15 protein-coding genes are annotated in these 15,769 nt (G+C 51.4%); 12 read left to right on the plus strand and 3 right to left on the minus strand.

Annotated features, from left to right (window positions below):
* Positions 1-2 precede the first annotated feature (2 nt).
* The 6 genes from EYC87_RS15890 to EYC87_RS15915 are packed head-to-tail and all read left to right on the plus strand — an operon-like array spanning position 3 to position 6,608.
* A complete protein-coding gene (locus EYC87_RS15890; protein ID WP_279253728.1) occupies positions 3-440 on the plus strand; it encodes a type IV pilin protein in 438 nt (145 codons plus the stop codon).
* Positions 437-925, plus strand: a complete 489-nt coding sequence (locus EYC87_RS15895) for a GspH/FimT family pseudopilin (protein WP_279253729.1) — start codon at positions 437-439, stop codon at positions 923-925. Before EYC87_RS15890 ends, EYC87_RS15895 begins: the two co-directional genes overlap by 4 nt.
* A 2-nt stretch (positions 926-927) precedes the next feature.
* On the plus strand, positions 928-1,503 hold the full coding sequence (pilV, locus tag EYC87_RS15900; RefSeq protein WP_279253730.1) for a type IV pilus modification protein PilV: 576 nt from the start codon (positions 928-930) through the stop codon (positions 1,501-1,503).
* Complete coding sequence (locus tag EYC87_RS15905; RefSeq protein ID WP_279253731.1) at positions 1,500-2,579, plus strand: PilW family protein; 1,080 nt, start codon at positions 1,500-1,502, stop codon at positions 2,577-2,579. Before pilV ends, EYC87_RS15905 begins: the two co-directional genes overlap by 4 nt.
* 11 nt (positions 2,580-2,590) lie before the next feature.
* Entirely contained in the window at positions 2,591-3,130 is a 540-nt protein-coding gene (locus EYC87_RS15910) for a hypothetical protein (protein ID WP_279253732.1), read from the plus strand.
* Between the two features lie 19 nt (positions 3,131-3,149).
* Complete coding sequence (locus EYC87_RS15915; protein ID WP_279253733.1) at positions 3,150-6,608, plus strand: PilC/PilY family type IV pilus protein; 3,459 nt, start codon at positions 3,150-3,152, stop codon at positions 6,606-6,608.
* A 55-nt stretch (positions 6,609-6,663) separates the two neighbouring features.
* Here EYC87_RS15915 and EYC87_RS15920 read toward each other — a convergent pair whose 3' ends face one another.
* A complete protein-coding gene (locus EYC87_RS15920; RefSeq protein ID WP_279253734.1) occupies positions 6,664-7,122 on the minus strand; it encodes a DUF4124 domain-containing protein in 459 nt (152 codons plus the stop codon).
* Positions 7,123-7,148: 26 nt separating this feature from the next.
* Positions 7,149-7,544: a DUF4124 domain-containing protein gene (locus EYC87_RS15925; RefSeq protein ID WP_279253735.1), complete on the minus strand. Its 396-nt coding sequence runs from the start codon at positions 7,542-7,544 to the stop codon at positions 7,149-7,151.
* Positions 7,545-8,106: 562 nt separating this feature from the next.
* On the opposite strand from EYC87_RS15925, the gene EYC87_RS15930 reads away from it, so the two are divergent.
* The gene (locus EYC87_RS15930; protein ID WP_279253736.1) at positions 8,107-9,852 is read left to right on the plus strand and encodes an acetolactate synthase 3 large subunit; all 1,746 of its coding nucleotides are present in this window, start codon (positions 8,107-8,109) and stop codon (positions 9,850-9,852) included.
* Positions 9,853-9,854: 2 nt separating this feature from the next.
* Positions 9,855-10,346, plus strand: a complete 492-nt coding sequence (ilvN, locus tag EYC87_RS15935) for an acetolactate synthase small subunit (protein ID WP_279253737.1) — start codon at positions 9,855-9,857, stop codon at positions 10,344-10,346.
* Between the two features lie 77 nt (positions 10,347-10,423).
* Here the strand turns inward: ilvN and ilvC are convergent, their stop codons facing one another.
* Entirely contained in the window at positions 10,424-11,896 is a 1,473-nt protein-coding gene (ilvC, locus tag EYC87_RS15940) for a ketol-acid reductoisomerase (protein WP_279253738.1), read from the minus strand.
* 100 nt (positions 11,897-11,996) lie between these two features.
* Between ilvC and ilvY the strand changes: the two genes are divergently transcribed.
* From ilvY to EYC87_RS15960, 4 genes are all read left to right on the plus strand, one after another.
* Positions 11,997-12,926: an HTH-type transcriptional activator IlvY gene (gene ilvY, locus EYC87_RS15945; RefSeq protein ID WP_279253739.1), complete on the plus strand. Its 930-nt coding sequence runs from the start codon at positions 11,997-11,999 to the stop codon at positions 12,924-12,926.
* 38 nt (positions 12,927-12,964) lie between these two features.
* Positions 12,965-13,810: a CDP-diacylglycerol--serine O-phosphatidyltransferase gene (pssA, locus tag EYC87_RS15950; RefSeq protein ID WP_007230054.1), complete on the plus strand. Its 846-nt coding sequence runs from the start codon at positions 12,965-12,967 to the stop codon at positions 13,808-13,810.
* Between the two features lie 89 nt (positions 13,811-13,899).
* On the plus strand, positions 13,900-14,883 hold the full coding sequence (msrP, locus tag EYC87_RS15955) for a protein-methionine-sulfoxide reductase catalytic subunit MsrP (RefSeq protein WP_279253740.1): 984 nt from the start codon (positions 13,900-13,902) through the stop codon (positions 14,881-14,883).
* 2 nt (positions 14,884-14,885) lie between these two features.
* The gene (locus tag EYC87_RS15960; protein ID WP_279253741.1) at positions 14,886-15,476 is read left to right on the plus strand and encodes a protein-methionine-sulfoxide reductase heme-binding subunit MsrQ; all 591 of its coding nucleotides are present in this window, start codon (positions 14,886-14,888) and stop codon (positions 15,474-15,476) included.
* The last annotated feature ends 293 nt before the right edge of the window (positions 15,477-15,769 follow it).

Genomic DNA, 15,769 nt, shown 5'->3' on the forward strand with positions numbered 1-15,769 from the left:
GTATGGGGAATATGGACTTGCCGAACAACAGAAATGCCTTGCAGCGCGGTTTTACGTTAGTGGAACTGATGATTGTGGTGGTTATTGTTGCCGTACTCGCCGGAATTGCGCTGCCGGCATACCAAGACTCTGTGAGGAAAGCGAATAGAAGCAAGGCTCAGTCTTACCTGATGGAGGTGGCGCAGAGACAACAGCTCTACTTTAACGATTCAAGAAGCTATGCCACAAAAGTACAGCTTGGTTTTGATGATGTTGGAGATAGCGCTGTTAAAGCCAAATGGGCTAGAGTTATCAGTAACTACGATATCACTTTCAGCCCGCTCCCTGGGCCGCCTCCGACGTTCTCAATAACGCTAGTGCCAAAAGGTCAGCAGTCGGGTGATGGAACGCTTGTTATCGATCAAGCAGGAACCAAGACAAGAGATGGAGCGGCTTGGTGATTACGTTGGAATATATACGCTCCAGTCGTGATCAGGGGTTTACGTTGATCGAGCTTATGATTGTAGTTTTGATTTTGGCAGTCTTGCTTGGTTTAGGCCTCCCGTCGTTTCGCAGCTTTATCGTTGATCAGCGCTATAGATCGACCAGCGCGGACTTGCGTATCGCACTGATGACCGCACGCTCCGAAGCAGTTAAACGCAATGTCGCAATCTCGGTCACACCGACGACTGACGGTGACTGGACTACTGGATGGCAAATAATAGATCCAGCTTCCGGCGATCCGGATATTCTCAACCACGTGCTATCAGGTGCAAACGATTTGACTATCACGACGTTGCCAGAGTCAGCTACACCAAGATTCCTGCCGTCGGGCAGGGTGGCTAGCGGGCTAAGGTTTGTCCTGTCCGTTGGGTCTGGCGCTGCTACAAAATCGGGTTGCTTGAAATTGGAAGTCGGTGGCTATGCCACTGATGAGGGCTGCTAGCCATGATTCGTAGTCCAGTATCGTCAAGCTCGAGAGGCTTTACACTGATTGAGGTTTTAGTCACTTTGTTGATTATTTCTATTGGTCTTCTGGGTCTTGCTGGTTTGCAGGTCACTACGCTGAAAAGTCAGCTCGAAACCTATCAACGTGCCCAAGCCATACTCTTGGTTCAGGATATGGTGAATCGACTACGAGTCAATACTCTGGCCGCCAGGAACGGAGATTACCCAAATGGCAGCGAATACGGTCTGCTTGATCCAGATGATATTTGCCCCGCAGACCCCCTTTCAGCAACTATGGCCCAGAATGATCTGTGTGAATGGAATGATTTTCTCGCGGGTACCGATGTAACACTGGCTGGGGCCAATCAGGGCAGTGTATCAGGCGCACGAGGCTGCATAGAAAACGTAGTTGATACGAACTTTGGCGAAGCGGTTGTGCGTATCACAGTGGCTTGGCAAGGCACGACACCGACCTCGGCCCCACGTTCAGATTGTGGAGAAGATGAGTACGGAGACGACGATAGTTTTCGCCGAACCTTCAGTCTTGATGCAGTATTGGCGGACTTGGCGCTATGAATGTGAATATGGCCAGTCGCTATACCGACCGCAGTGACGGGTTGGGCCTGATCGAAATCATGATTGCCTTGGCGCTTGGCGTGATTATCATGCTGGGGGTCACCGAAATAGCCACACAAAACAGCCTGACCCGTTATGAGCTGGAGCGCACTGGCAGGCAAATTGAAAGTGCCGCCTATGCGCTTCGAGTGATTGAAAATGACATCAACAATTCCGACTTTTGGGGTGAAGTCGGTGATACGCCCCGATGGTCGCCGGCTATGCCCGCTCTTCCTGCGCTTCCCGCCAGTGGACTACCCCCAGTATGTGCTGGGTTAGATGCGGATACGGACACGGCAATTGGCGAACTGTGGCATACCATTGGTGTGCCTGTTCAAGGGCAGGAGGCGACCGTGGGTGGTAACTGCATCACCACCGTTAAGGCGGGCACCGACTTTATTGCGGTGCGCAGAGCCAGTAGCTGTGCATTGGGCACACTGCCAGCGGGTACTTGCGACCCGGAAGGAGAGGACTTCCACGTGCAGGTTAATGCATGCTTTGACCCTGCCGACGGCACTCGATTACCAGCTGATTTGTATATTGAGGCGGGCGGAAGCGGATTGTCGGCCTTATCAGGAGAGACGCGCGAATGTGATTCCACTGTCTTGGCACCTAGGTACCGCATATTTAATTCTATATATTTTGTTCATGACGACCCCGACGATGATGAAAATGATGACCAGCTAAGAAGAGCGCGCCTGGAGGGAAGCGGCCCCGCCACTTATCGTCAGGTCCCTCTAGTTGAAGGTGTTGAGCTTCTGCGCTTCGAATACGGTTTGGATAACGATGGAGACGGGCAGGTGGATGAAACCAAAGCCGCCCCAGTTAATACCGAATGGGGTGACGTGGTCATGGTGCGTATTTATTTGGTCGTTCGCAACCTCGAGCCTAGCCCTGGCTACAGTGACGATCGAGCATACAATATCGCCGGTGCCGCTTATGTAGTGCCAAATGATCTTAAAGATCACCGGCGTCAGGTGTATACGCGTACGGTCGGCTTGCGCAATGTCGCGGGAAGAAGGGAAGAGCAGTTATGAGGTCGCTAGAAATGCATTCCCGGCAGCGCGGCGTGGTGCTCGTAATTGCACTGATTTTGTTGTTGGCAGTCACTTTTATGATCGTGACTTCATCGAATCTCGTTCAGACCGACCTTAAAATCGTACAGAATATGGAAAGTCGCGAGGCGGTTCGTTCAGCAGCGATTTCGGCAATTGAGGAAGCGATTAGTACGGGCCTTTTTACAACCAATACTCTTAACCTGTTTGAGGACCCGTGCGATGGCGATGTAAACACCCGTTGCTATGATTTAAATGGCACGATAGACACATCTGATGATATTAGGGTGACTTTGACAGAACCGACTTGCGTCATCGTGACACCGATTGAAAATGCTGGCCTTGATGTTTTTAATAATGCCGCTGATGCCAGTTGCTTTCTACCACCCGCTGTCTATTCCATGTGTGCAAATTCTGTTTGGGAATTCGAAGCCGTGGCCACTGATCCTCTCACTGGCGCATCAGTAACAGTGCGTCAGGGTGTTTCTATTTTAACTACGCTAAATGCGATTGACACAGTGTGTCCGTCATAGGATGTCAGGAGTAATTACCATGAGAAAATATCTTAAGGCTTTAGGGGTTGCCCTAATGGTAACAGTGTTTTTTGGTGGTTCGACGCGAGCCGAGGACATCGACATATTTGCCGGTACCACAACAATAAACACGAACTTGCCGAATGTAATCTTTGTATTGGATAACACTTCAAACTGGTCGTCAAATTCGCAACAGTGGCCAGAGGCGGTTGCGATGGGGCAGTCGGAGGCCAAGGCAATTTGGGATGTTGTAAGCAACCCGGACCTAGCGGGAAAAATTAACGTAGGTCTAATGACTTTTGTGAGTGGACAAGGAGACGCCAATGTGAATGGCGGACAGGTCTGGCATCATTTACAGGAACTTAACTCAGACTCACTTGTACGTCTTGAATACCTTCTCATTGAGCGGGTGTACGACAACTTTACTGATACGGCGATCAAGCGAAACTCGAATGAAGAGTTCGGTAACTTGATGTATGACGTCTATAATTATCTTGATGATGGGGACTCTATTTTTGGTGGTGCACGTCACGAATCGACTATTAGCGACCCGGCTGCATATGATTCAGAGTACGATAATTTTAATAGCCCTTTGACTGATGCTGATGCTTGCGCCGATACATACCTTATTTTCGTGGGCAATCCTAATTCAAGTGGTCCGCGTGAAGATGACTCGACTAATAGTGGCGTGCTGACGCAACTCTACGCAGATCTTGGGCTTCAAGGAGTCGGTCCGGATGGGTTGTCTGATCTTGGCGATGCTCCTCCTCTCGTTTTGGATAACTTCGAAGTGGTTTTCGTTCCTAACGGATTGCCGGTTGATGAGGGCCCTACTACATCCTGTTACCACAAGAATGATATTGAACTATGTACAGTGACGGAAAATGAAGCTGGTGGTATTTGTGAGGGGAAAGCCAACTGCAGTTGTGTAAGCATTGCTTCGAGTTGCGGTGGGGCCCAAAGAAAATTTAATGTTGAAAGTATTGATGGTAAATATGAAATCGAACTCCTCGATGGTAACGAGCCCGAAATCGGGCGCTCCTGGAACCTTGATGACTGGACCAAGTTTTTGTGGGACTGGGGTATTGGCTACACGACGGTTCTGAACGAAGGGACTGACGATGAAGAAGAGGTAACGGAGCGTATCAACGTCAAGACCTATACCATCGATGTTTTCAACGCCCAGCCCAATGAGGAACACAGCGCACTATTGAAGAGCGCTGCGGATGTCGGAGGCGGTCGATATTTTCAGGCAAATAATGGCACCGATATTAAGTTCGCGATTGAATCAGCTTTACAGGAAATTCTTTCTGAAAATTCAAGCTTTGCCGCAGTAACACTACCCATAAGTTCGACTAACAGGGCTCAGGCTGATAACCAGGTGTTTATTGGTATGTTTCGTCCGACCCAGGGCAAAAAACCACGTTGGTTTGGTAATCTAAAAAATTATCAGTTAGCAATTTTCGATAACAAGCCTGAGCTAGCTGATGCAAACCTTTATCTCGCGGTCAACACCGATTCGGGCTACATCAGCGAGTGCGCGGAAAGCTTCTGGAGTTCCGATACTGGAGATTATTGGGATTTGAACAAGCTGGACGTTAAACCTATTACTAACTGTATTTTCACAGAAAACAGTCCCTACTCTGATCTACCCGATGGGCCGTTTGTAGAAAAAGGTGGTGTTGCCCAGCAGACGCGGGAACTTGAGAGAAGCAATGATGAGCGTAATCTTTATACAGTCAATAGTGGTGCTATGGCGCTTTGGAGTGATGCCAATACGGCAACTCTTGGCAGTACGTTATATGACTACCTGGTAGGCGACGCCGCGGGTGAGACTGGCAATGCCGTGGGAGAGTATGAAGACATGCCCGCCACAGGATTGCGTCCTAGTGTACACGGCGACGTTGTGCACTCTCGGCCTTTATCTATTCGTTATGCAAGCGATAGCGTGAAAGTTTTTTACGGCAGCAACGATGGTATGTTCCGCATGATTGATGCGGAGACTGGGGCTGAAGACTGGGCTTTGGTCGCGCCCGAGCATTACGCTGGCATAGAGCGACTCTATGAAAATTCACCGCTTATCGCCTATGAAGGGATTACCGAAGAGCCCGGTTATAATTATGAAAAGAAAGATTATTTCTTCGATGGCTCCAGCGGTCAGTTCGTTGAATATTCTGATGCTGGTACATTGACCAGGGCCTACATTTTCCCAACGATGCGGCGAGGCGGTCGTATGATTTACGCTTTGGATGTTACATCGCCTTCCGCTCCCACGCTACTTTGGACCTTTGGCTGTCCAAATTTAGGTAATGATACTGGGTGCTCTGGTGACGAGGCCGAAATAGGACAAACCTGGTCTTTTCCTGTCGCTGGCTATGTTTCCGGCTATGATGACGAAGACATGATGGATCCTCAGCCTCTGCCGATTGTGATTTTCGGTGGAGGTTTTGATGAATGCCTCAATATTGATACAGCTACTCTGCCATGTACCAGTTCTGCCAAAGGCCGGATGGTATACGTACTTGATGCGACCGATGGATCAAAATTGGCAACATTCGAAACTGTAGCGCCCGTGGTTGCTGAACCAGATTATGTCGATATCAACTTTGATGGATTTATCGATTTTGCTTATTTGGCAGATGCGGCCGGCAATATATATCGCGTCAATTTTTCTTCGATGGCAGGTGCTAACCCCGAAACGCAAGTTGGCTCGCTCGCCATCGATGATTGGACTATGGACAAAGTGGCATTTCAAAGTAATGCCGAACGTCGATTCTTTAGCGCTCCAGCAGTTGGAGCTTTAAGTGGCACAGTGGTAATTGCGCTAGGCTCTGGTGATCGAGAGCGACCACTGGAAGCGAACTACCCGTGGGCTGACAGCGTTCAGAATCGCTTTTACACATTATTTGATCGGCCCTACCAAGCGGTTGTGTCAGGAGGTATCGATATGGATGATACCGGCAATTTCTTTCCAGTTGTAGAAGCCGTGGTGCTTGATGAGGATGAGGAGCCTGAAGAAATCGATTTGGAAGCGAAGAGCGGCTGGTATATGGATTTACCGGACAGGGGGGAGCAAATTCCGAATTCTGCCGCCATAGGGGGTGGTAAAGTGTTTTTTAATAGTTTCCAACCTGGTGGAGCTAGTAATGGTCTATGCACTAAGCCGTTAGGGATTGGGACAGGTTATGCAGTCAATGTGTTCGCGCCTGTCTTTACAGAAGGAAACGAAATTACTAGTGGTGGCATTCCTATCCCACCAATTATCGCAACAGTGAGTATCCCTCCTGGCCGCGAGCGTTGTGTCGGTGACCAGTGTGAGGAACCTGAGCCTATTCCAGACTGTCCAGGGCATGCCGACTGTGAGACGGTGACTGTTTGCGTGGGTTGTGAGGGTTATCGCCCGGTCGAGATTATTCCTGTAGCGCCGCCGATTCGTCGAAGAATGTACTACACTGAGGAAAGTGATGCCGCGCTTTAGTGGTTTGAGAAATAAAAAAGGGCCGTAAGGCCATTTTTGATTGGGTTTAGATGTTTCATTCGCAATAAACGCTCATTTGCGCTTTTGCGGTTTCTTTCTCGATAGCAATCTCTTGTGTGGAAAGCTGCCTTGCTTCCCCGTTGCTGTCCCTTATAGTAATGATGTCGCCAGTGCTTAATGCGTCAAGATTGTCGTTGGCACGCTGACATAGTCGAGCTTTTTCAGCTGAGGTGTTTTCGGGACGTTTGGTTGAAGATAGGAACTCGTTGCTAGCGCTGGGGACAACTTCTAGCGGCACGGCACCAGTGTCTCCATCCACCACTCGTTTCAGGTTTGATTCACTGCTAACGACTTCGTAGTCCACGCCCTCAGGTGGGGGGCGGTCGCTATAGACAGTAAACCCACGTTCGTTCAGCCAGCGATAGTGGACAGTGTCTGCCAGGGAATACGCGGAGAAGCAGGTTATTGCTGTAAGCAAACCTGGCAAAGTAAGTTTGACAATACGATCAAACATGATTTGATCCTCCTGAAGATCGTTCTCTAGTCACAGTATGCTTCTATTGCGTCGGCAGTGCGTTCTTTCTCAATGACCCTTTCATCATCGGTCATAAATCGAACTTCGCCTTTGTCATCGGTAAACCTGACTCTAGGCCCATCTTCCAGAATGCGCATATTGTTCATGGCTTGCTTGCACAGCGCGTCGTCTTTTTTTGGCTTGGACGTTTGGTCAGCGGCATTTTGCTCGGGCGCCGTTTTTTCCTCAGTCGCTATGGGTGGTTCCTCGGTTTTAGCTTCTGGTCCCGAAACAGTCACTGTTCTTCCTGAATTTGTGGAAATAGTCTCGAAGTCCACCCCATTAGCGGGCTGCCGGTCGCTAACAACCATATTTCCCTGTTCATCCAGCCACCGGTAAACTACTCCTGCGGCAGCAGGCATTGCCACTGTCAGTCCTAGAAGTGCAGCAAAAGTAAGCGATTGAAGGCTTGAATGAGTCAAAGTTTTCACCGTAAGCTAGCATAACCTATTGTATTCACTACAAAACTACCCGACCTAATGTCGCTTCGCAACGCCTCATCACCGGAATCGTGATTTAGTTCATGCCTTCATTATTGACATTACCTGCTTTCAGTTCAACAATACGGGCGTCTCACTCATGGCAACAGCTAACGTCGAGTACCCTCGGCCTCTGGCTTACTGGATTGATCCGATTATTCAAGCCAGCTGTTTGTGAGTCCCATAATCAACTTGCGCCGCACTGGCCAGGTTGAGGGCCAGACACTGCGCTACCTCGCAGGGCGACGATACACGGTTTGTGATCGATTTTTCCCTGATGGAGTGTTGCTCCCTGAAGTGGAAAGCACAGTGTATCTAGCTCGACAAAGGGGGTGGCGTGGCCATTCGAATACCGGTCTCAGGTATTTGTTTTTGCAACGTCCACACGAAAAAATGATACGCACCGGCGAGGGTTACGCGCTGCGCTGCTTATTGGAGAATTGTTGTGGAAATGCTATCCGGCGGTGAAATGATCGCTCGTGCACTGGAAGATGAAAGCGTTGAATACGTTTTCGGTTATCCCGGGGGCGCGGTACTACATATATACGATGCCCTGTTCAAGGACTGTAAGGTGCCCCACGTGTTGGTGCGCCACGAGCAGGCAGCCACCCACGCGGCAGATGCCTACGCCCGTGCCACTGGCAAGCCCGGTGTGGTTTTGGTGACCTCAGGCCCGGGCGCGACCAACGCCATTACGGGTATCGCCACCGCCTACATGGATTCCATTCCCATGGTCGTACTCTCCGGTCAGGTGCAAAGCCACCTTATTGGTGAGGATGCGTTTCAGGAAACCGACATGATCGGTATTTCCAGGCCGATCGTGAAGCACAGCTTCATGGTCAGGCACGCTGAAGAAATTCCCGGCATTATCAAAAAGGCTTTCCATATTGCTGCGACAGGCCGGCCAGGTCCGGTCGTGATCGATATTCCCAAGGACATTACCCGGCCGGACGAGAAATTTGAGTACAACTATCCTGAATCAGTGAAGTTGCGCTCTTATGCGCCGGCGCAGCGTGGCCACACTGGGCAGATCAAGAAAGCCGCTCGCATGCTGCTGGCAGCGAAGCGTCCGATGATTTATGCCGGTGGTGGGGTGATTCTGGGCGAGGGCAGCGACTTGTTGACCCGCCTCGCACAGGACCTTAATTACCCGGTGACAAATACTTTGATGGGCCTGGGTTGTTACCCCGGTTCCGACCGTCAGTTCCTGGGCATGCTGGGTATGCACGGCTTCTACGAAGCCAATATGGCGATGCACAACGCCGATGTGATCCTTGCAGTTGGCGCGCGCTTTGACGATCGGGTGACCAATACCGTGGATAAATTCTGCCCCGGTGCCAAGATCATCCATATCGATGTGGACCCGGCCTCGATCTCCAAGACGGTCACGGCAGATATACCCATTGTGGGTCCGGTGAAATCTGTACTCACCGAGATGTTGAGCCAGATCGAGCAGATCAGAGAAAAAGATGCAGGCCTGCCTGACGCGGGAGCATTGCAGCGCTGGTGGCAACAAATCGATGAGTGGCGTGCTTCACACGGCTTGCTGACCGGCCGTCGCTATCGAGAGAGCGACATGATCATGCCTCAGCAAGTGATTGAAAGTCTGTACCGGTCCACCGACGGTAATGCTTATGTCACCTCGGATGTCGGTCAGCACCAGATGTTTGCTGCCCAGTACTATCGCTTTAACAAGCCCCGCCGCTGGATCAATTCGGGTGGCCTGGGCACTATGGGTTTTGGTCTGCCGGCAGCCATTGGCGTTAAACTGGCCTTCCCCGACTCCGATGTGGCCTGTGTCACCGGTGAGGGCAGCATTCAAATGAATATTCAGGAGCTGTCTACTGCCACTCACTACAAGACGCCTGTAAAAATTATTAATTTGCGCAACAACTACCTGGGCATGGTGAAGCAGTGGCAGGACATGCAGTATGAGAGTCGCTATTCGCAGGTGACCTATGCCGATTCGCTGCCTGACTTCGTCAAATTGATGGAGGCGTACGGGCACGTGGGCATTCAGGTGGAAAAACTGGACGACCTTGATGACGCGATGGACGAGGCTTTTGCGATGAAGGATAGAACGGTGTTTGTCGATGTCCTCATCGATCGTATGGAACATGTGTATCCGATGCACATCGCTCCTAACGGTTCTATGGCAGACATGTGGCTTTCCAAGAACGAGAGGACCTGATCATGCGACGGATACTATCTATGCTCATGGAAAACGAGGCCGGTGCGCTGTCACGCGTGGTGGGTCTGTTCGCCCAACGCGGCTACAACATCGAAACCTTGAATGTGGCGGCCACGGATGACCCGACCTTGTCTCGTCTTACGTTGACCACCATTGGTGATGACCTGCACATCGAGCAGGTGACCAAACAGTTAAATAAATTGGTCGATGTGGTGAAGGTAGTTGATTTGACCGAAGGCGCGCACGTTGAGCGTGATCTGATGTTGATCAAGGTGCGCGCAACTGGCATTGCCAGGGATGAGGTTAAACGCACTACCGACATTTTCCGTGGGCAGATCGTGGATGTAGGTCCTAACGTTTATACCATTCAGTTAGTGGGTACCTCCGACAAACTGGATTCCTTTGTGTCTGCGATGACTGATGTGGACATTCTGGAAGTGGTTCGTTCGGGTGTTGCGGGTATTTCCCGTGGTGAAAAGGTGCTGAGCCTCTAGCATCGCCTGAACATGTAAAAGACTTAATCACAAAAAAAGGGGCCCTATGGCCCCTTTTTTTGTCTGCGATAAACGTATTAAAGAATGCGTTTCATTGCTGTCATGTAGCCGCGCAATTCAGCACCGATCAATTCAACTGGGTGATTGCGAATTTCTCGATTCACGGCAATCAGCTCGGCGTTGTCGACATCGTTACCACCGCTAATGCCTTTGCCAATCACGTCGGTGTCGATCTTGGCCATGAAGTCAGCAAGCAGCGGACGACAAGCGTGATCGAACAAGTAGCAGCCATATTCAGCAGTGTCTGAAATGACCACGTTCATTTCGTACAGCTTCTTACGCGCAATGGTGTTGGCGATCAGCGGTGTTTCGTGCAGTGACTCGTAGTACGCAGACTCTTCTTTAATGCCAGCCTGAACCATGACCTCAAAGGCGAGCTCTACGCCGGCCTTACACATGGCAATCAGCAAAATGCCGTGGTCGTAATACTCCTGCTCAGAAATGTCTGCGTCGGTATTTTTCGCTTTTTCAAAAGCAGTTTCCTGGGTCGCTGCGCGCCAGCCCAGCAGGTTGGCGTCGTCGTTCGCCCAGTCTGTCATCATAGTGCCGGAAAATTCTCCGGACATGATGTCGTCCTGATGCTTCTCATAAAGGGGGCGCATAATATCTTTTAGTTCTTCCGCCAGGTGGAAAGCGCGAACCTTGGCCGGGTTGGACAAACGATCCATCATGTTAGTAATGCCACCGTGCTTGAGCCCTTCGGTCACTGTTTCCCAGCCAAACTGAATCAACTTGGAGGCGTAGCCCGGTTCAATGCCTTTTTCCACCATTTTATCGAATGACAGGATGGCGCCAGTTTGCAGCATGCCGCAAAGAATCGTTTGCTCGCCCATCAAATCTGATTTCACTTCAGCAATAGGAGAAGACTCCAGTACCCCGGCGCGATCGCCGCCGGTGCCGGATGCCAAAGCCTTGGCAATATCCATGCCCTCACCTTTGGGGTCGTTCTCACGGTGTACCGCGATCAGTGTCGGTACGCCAAAGCCGCGCTTATATTCTTCACGGACTTCAGTGCCCGGGCACTTGGGGCAGGTCATGACGACAGTGAGATCTTTACGAATCTGCATGCCTTCTTCGACCAGATTGAAGCCGTGGGCGTAGTCCAGGCAGGCCCCTTCCTTCATCAGCGGCATGATGGCCTGTACCACGGGGGTGTGCTGCTTGTCGGGTGTCAGGTTCATTACCACGTCGGCGCCGGGAATTAACTCTTCGTAAGTGCCTACGGCAAAGCCGTTCTCAGTGGCGTTCTTCCAGGACTGGCGCTGTTCAATAATGGCAGCTTCGCGCAGGGTGTAGGTAACGTCCAGGCCAGAGTCACGCAGGTTAAGGCCCTGGTTCAAGCCTTGGGCACCGCAGCCGACGATGACAATCTTTTTGCCCTTCAGGTAGTCGCAACCATTGGCGAATTCTGAGCGATCCATAAAGCGGCATTTACCCAGTTCTTCCAGCTGCAGACGCAGGGGCAGGGTGTTGAAGTAGTTTTGTCCCATGGGAGTTCTCCTGTTTAAAGGTTGGATACTGTGTAATTAGAGGCTGTGAAGCATACGCAAAGCTATTGCTTGCGTAAAACGCTAAATAAGAGATACTGTATTGCGAAAACTGCAAAGGCTAGCGATGGATACCCGAGCCCTTTCTGTCTTTCTCTCGGTGGCAGAGACACTTAACTTCAGCCGCACGGCCGAAAACCTCCACATGAGCGTGTCGGCGGTAAGCCGAGCCGTCGCCAGGCTGGAGCAGGAGGTCGGCCAGCCACTGTTTGACCGCGACCGGCGCAGTGTTGCCTTGAATCACGCCGGTAGAGAATTTCGTGACTTTGCTCGGCGCTCTCTGGCCGACTGGCAGCAACTGCAACGAAAGCTGGATAGTGAGGGAGAACTCGCAGGCGAAATCAGCCTCTACTGTTCAGTAACCGCGAGCCATACCTTCCTGGCTCCTATTCTTGCTGCATTCCGTGCTTCGCATCCGGCGGTGGATATTATGATGCACACCGGTGACCAGGCAGACGGCGTTGGGCGGGTCCTCGACGGGCATGACGACCTGGCGGTAACTATTCGTCCGCTGCAATCACCGACTCGGCTGGATTTTTTGCCTCTGGTGGACTCACCGCTGCAGTTTTGTATGCCTGCCTCACATTGCCAGGTGAGGGAGCGAGTGCTGGATGAGCAAGAACGCGGGGAAATCGAGTGGGATTCGTTGCCGCTGATTGTGCCCGAACGTGGCACCACCAAGGAACTGCTGGACGATTGGCTTCGAGATCGGGGGATTCGGCCGCGGATTTATGCCCAGGTGGCTGGACACGAAGCGATTGTCGCAATGGTGAGTTTGGGCCTCGGGGTTGGAATTGCACCGCAGCTGGTGATTGAGTCCAGTGGTCTGGGAGAGGGCGTGGAGACGGTTGATATAGAAAACGGACTGCCATCGCTTTCTATCGGCCTTGCTGCGTTGAGGCAGCGACTTAGCAGTCCTCTAGTGAAATCCCTGTGGGATGTCGCCGGGCAGACCTACCCGGGCTCCGTTTGATATAATTATCGTTAATTTCCGTACCGGAACGAAGAAACATGGAAAACCAGGATCAGGATAAGCCCGCCGAGGAAGAACGTGGTAGCGCTCCCGGAGTGACTGCGCCACTGGAAATATTGGTGGACGAGCACGAGGAGGAGGTTTCGGAAAACGGCGAGTCCGTGCGCCGGCAGGGTATTTATTTACTGCCCAATCTTTTTACTACGGGTGGTTTGTTTGCTGGCTTTTATGCGGTTATTGCGGGAATGCGCGGGGACTTCGAAAGTGCGCCGATTGCTGTTTTGGCTGCACTTCTGTTGGACGGTTTAGACGGCCGCATCGCTCGAATGACCAACACGCAGAGTAAGTTTGGCGCTGAATACGACAGCCTTGCCGACATGGTGTCTTTTGGTGTGGCGCCGGCACTGGTTATTTTCAGTTTTGCCCTGGGGGACCTGGGCAAGATAGGTTGGAGTGCGGCATTTATTTACGTGGCCTGCGCGGCGTTGCGCCTTGCGCGTTTCAATACGCAGATTGATACGGCCGACAAAAACTTCTTCACGGGCCTAGCCAGCCCCTCTGCCGCCTGCCTTATCGTTAGCGCGGTTTGGGTGTGTAACGACCTGGGCTGGGTTGGAGCTGACTTGCCCCATGAGATGGCGATGGTTTTGGGCGGCCTCACTGCGGTCACCGGTATACTCATGATTGCCAATTTCCCCTACAACAGCTTCAAAGGTATCGACTTCCACGGACGCGTGCCGTTTGTAGTGATGATTCTGGTTGTTTTGGTGTTTGGTCTTGTCACTCTGGATCCTCCGCTGGTTCTTCTGTTGGCCTCTTTGGGCTATGCGGCATCGGGGCCCATCAAGGCGGTCTTTAAACGTAAAAAGCCTGCTGCTGGTTAAGTGCTGTTGAGGGCTCTGCACAATGTCGCGGAACCAATGCCTCTCATCGCGTTCTCACTATCAAGTCAGGACATTAGGAATTGGTTTCAATGGCAACATTTAAAGCTCCACACATCCCTTCCTCGGAAATAACAGCTGAGTCCGTCTATTTGCAACGCAGGCAGTTTATGAAAGTGGCCGGACTTTTGGCCGCTCCTGTAATGGGAGGCCTGGCTCTCGATACCAAGGCTGCTCCAATGACCGGTGGAGTATCTTTAGACTATCAAGCTGCAGCAAGCGGCCCAGAAGGTTACTGGACGGATGAAGATGCGACGCCTGCAGGTGATATTTCTTCGTATTGTAATTTCTATGAGTTTGGCACCGACAAGGGCGACCCTGCCAAGTATTCCCATGAGATGAGTGTCGACCCCTGGACGATAGAAGTTGTGGGGGAGGTCGCCAAGCCAGGGAAAATTAATCTTGAAGACGTTCTCAGTCGTTATGCGCTAGAAGAGAGAATTTATCGTCTGCGCTGCGTAGAGGCGTGGTCTATGGTCGTCCCTTGGGTCGGGTTTTCACTGGCAAATTTAATCAAGGATTTCGAGCCGACCAGCAAGGCGCGCTATGTGGCTTTTGAAACGCTGTACCGCCCGAGCGAGATGCGTGGTACTCGCTCCTACACCAGTACGATCGATTGGCCCTATAAAGAAGGGCTGCGTATGGATGAAGCCATGCACCCGCTTGCGATTCTGTCGGTCGGTATGTATGGCAAGACCCTGCCCAACCAGAACGGTGCTCCCGTCAGACTGGTAGTACCCTGGAAGTACGGGTTTAAGAGCATTAAGTCTGTGGTCAAGATACGACTCACCGAGGAGCAGCCACCCACTTCCTGGCAGTTATCCAACGCAAGGGAATACGGTTTTTATTCCAATGTTAACCCTGAAGTTAACCACCCGCGTTGGAGTCAGAAGTACGAACGCAGACTGCCGTCTTCTCTGTTTAGTCCCAATCGTATAGCCACTCGAAAGTTCAATGGTTATGAGGAACAGGTGGCTTCGCTCTACGCGGGAATGGATTTGAAGAAGAATTATTAACCATGAGGGCACTGAAACCAGTCGTGTTCTTGTTATGCCTGCTGCCTTTTGGCTGGTTGGTGTACGCAGCGGGAACGAACGCATTGGGCCCGGATCCTGCTGAATCGATCATGCATTTGACCGGCGAATGGTCTTTGCGGATTCTTTTGGTGACTTTGGCCGTCTCGCCGGTCCGCAAGATATGGGGCTGGCGTTGGCCGATGACCCTGCGGAGAATGCTGGGCTTGTTTGCATTCTTTTATGCGACGGTTCACCTGGCAAGCTTCGGCCACTTCTATATTGGTTGGACGCCCGCCATTTTGGTAGAGGAGTTGGTAGAGCGACCTTATATCACGGTGGGCGCCCTGGCCTGGGTGTTAATGTTGCCGTTGGCAGTGACCTCTACCCGCAAAATGCAGCGCAGGCTGAAGCGCAACTGGCGCAGGCTGCACAGAGCTGTCTATCCGGTCGCGATGCTCGCCTGTTTGCATCTGCTGTGGCAGGCTCGCTCCGATTTGGGTGAGCCGATTCTCTATAGTGTGCTGCTATTTATGTTGCTTATCTGGCGCCTTCCTGTGTATCGGTCGCGCCGCTCAGATGTGCTGAGCGGCTAGGCTTCAAAGCCCTCATTCTGGTTGAAAAACAGGCGCCTTTCAGGGGCACGTGAAAAACCTGAAATTTTTTCTCAAAAGCCCTTGCGGGCATCGAAACGATCCGTATAATGCGCATCCTCGGTAAGGGGGAGCACCCCACCGAAAACTCACAACCCCGGCGGTTTGAGTGTTGCTTAACAAAATAGACGAAGACAGATGTGTGGGCACTTGTTGGGATAGTTGATCACGACTATTCAGACACAACGAGTGACTCACAAATTCTTGTAATTTTTGATTTTCGAATTGTGTCTGAG

The organism is Candidatus Seongchinamella marina (assembly GCF_026262685.1).
In the GTDB taxonomy this organism is placed as follows: Bacteria; Pseudomonadota; Gammaproteobacteria; order Pseudomonadales; family Halieaceae; genus Halioglobus; species Halioglobus marinus.

What these genes read in the sequence shown, in the direction of transcription:
- EYC87_RS15915 (WP_279253733.1), top strand. Translation starts at nt 3,150, where the DNA reads ATGAGAAAATATCTTAAGGCTTTAGGGGTTGCCCTAATGGTAACAGTG.
- pssA (WP_007230054.1), top strand. Translation starts at nt 12,965, where the DNA reads ATGGAAAACCAGGATCAGGATAAGCCCGCCGAGGAAGAACGTGGTAGC.
- EYC87_RS15910 (WP_279253732.1), top strand. Translation starts at nt 2,591, where the DNA reads ATGCATTCCCGGCAGCGCGGCGTGGTGCTCGTAATTGCACTGATTTTG.
- msrP (WP_279253740.1), top strand. Translation starts at nt 13,900, where the DNA reads ATGGCAACATTTAAAGCTCCACACATCCCTTCCTCGGAAATAACAGCT.
- EYC87_RS15905 (WP_279253731.1), top strand. Translation starts at nt 1,500, where the DNA reads ATGAATGTGAATATGGCCAGTCGCTATACCGACCGCAGTGACGGGTTG.
- pilV (WP_279253730.1), top strand. Translation starts at nt 928, where the DNA reads ATGATTCGTAGTCCAGTATCGTCAAGCTCGAGAGGCTTTACACTGATT.
- ilvC (WP_279253738.1), bottom strand. Translation starts at nt 11,896, where the DNA reads ATGGGACAAAACTACTTCAACACCCTGCCCCTGCGTCTGCAGCTGGAA.
- EYC87_RS15960 (WP_279253741.1), top strand. Translation starts at nt 14,886, where the DNA reads ATGAGGGCACTGAAACCAGTCGTGTTCTTGTTATGCCTGCTGCCTTTT.
- ilvN (WP_279253737.1), top strand. Translation starts at nt 9,855, where the DNA reads ATGCGACGGATACTATCTATGCTCATGGAAAACGAGGCCGGTGCGCTG.
- EYC87_RS15925 (WP_279253735.1), bottom strand. Translation starts at nt 7,544, where the DNA reads ATGCCTGCTGCCGCAGGAGTAGTTTACCGGTGGCTGGATGAACAGGGA.
- EYC87_RS15890 (WP_279253728.1), top strand. Translation starts at nt 3, where the DNA reads ATGGGGAATATGGACTTGCCGAACAACAGAAATGCCTTGCAGCGCGGT.
- EYC87_RS15920 (WP_279253734.1), bottom strand. Translation starts at nt 7,122, where the DNA reads ATGTTTGATCGTATTGTCAAACTTACTTTGCCAGGTTTGCTTACAGCA.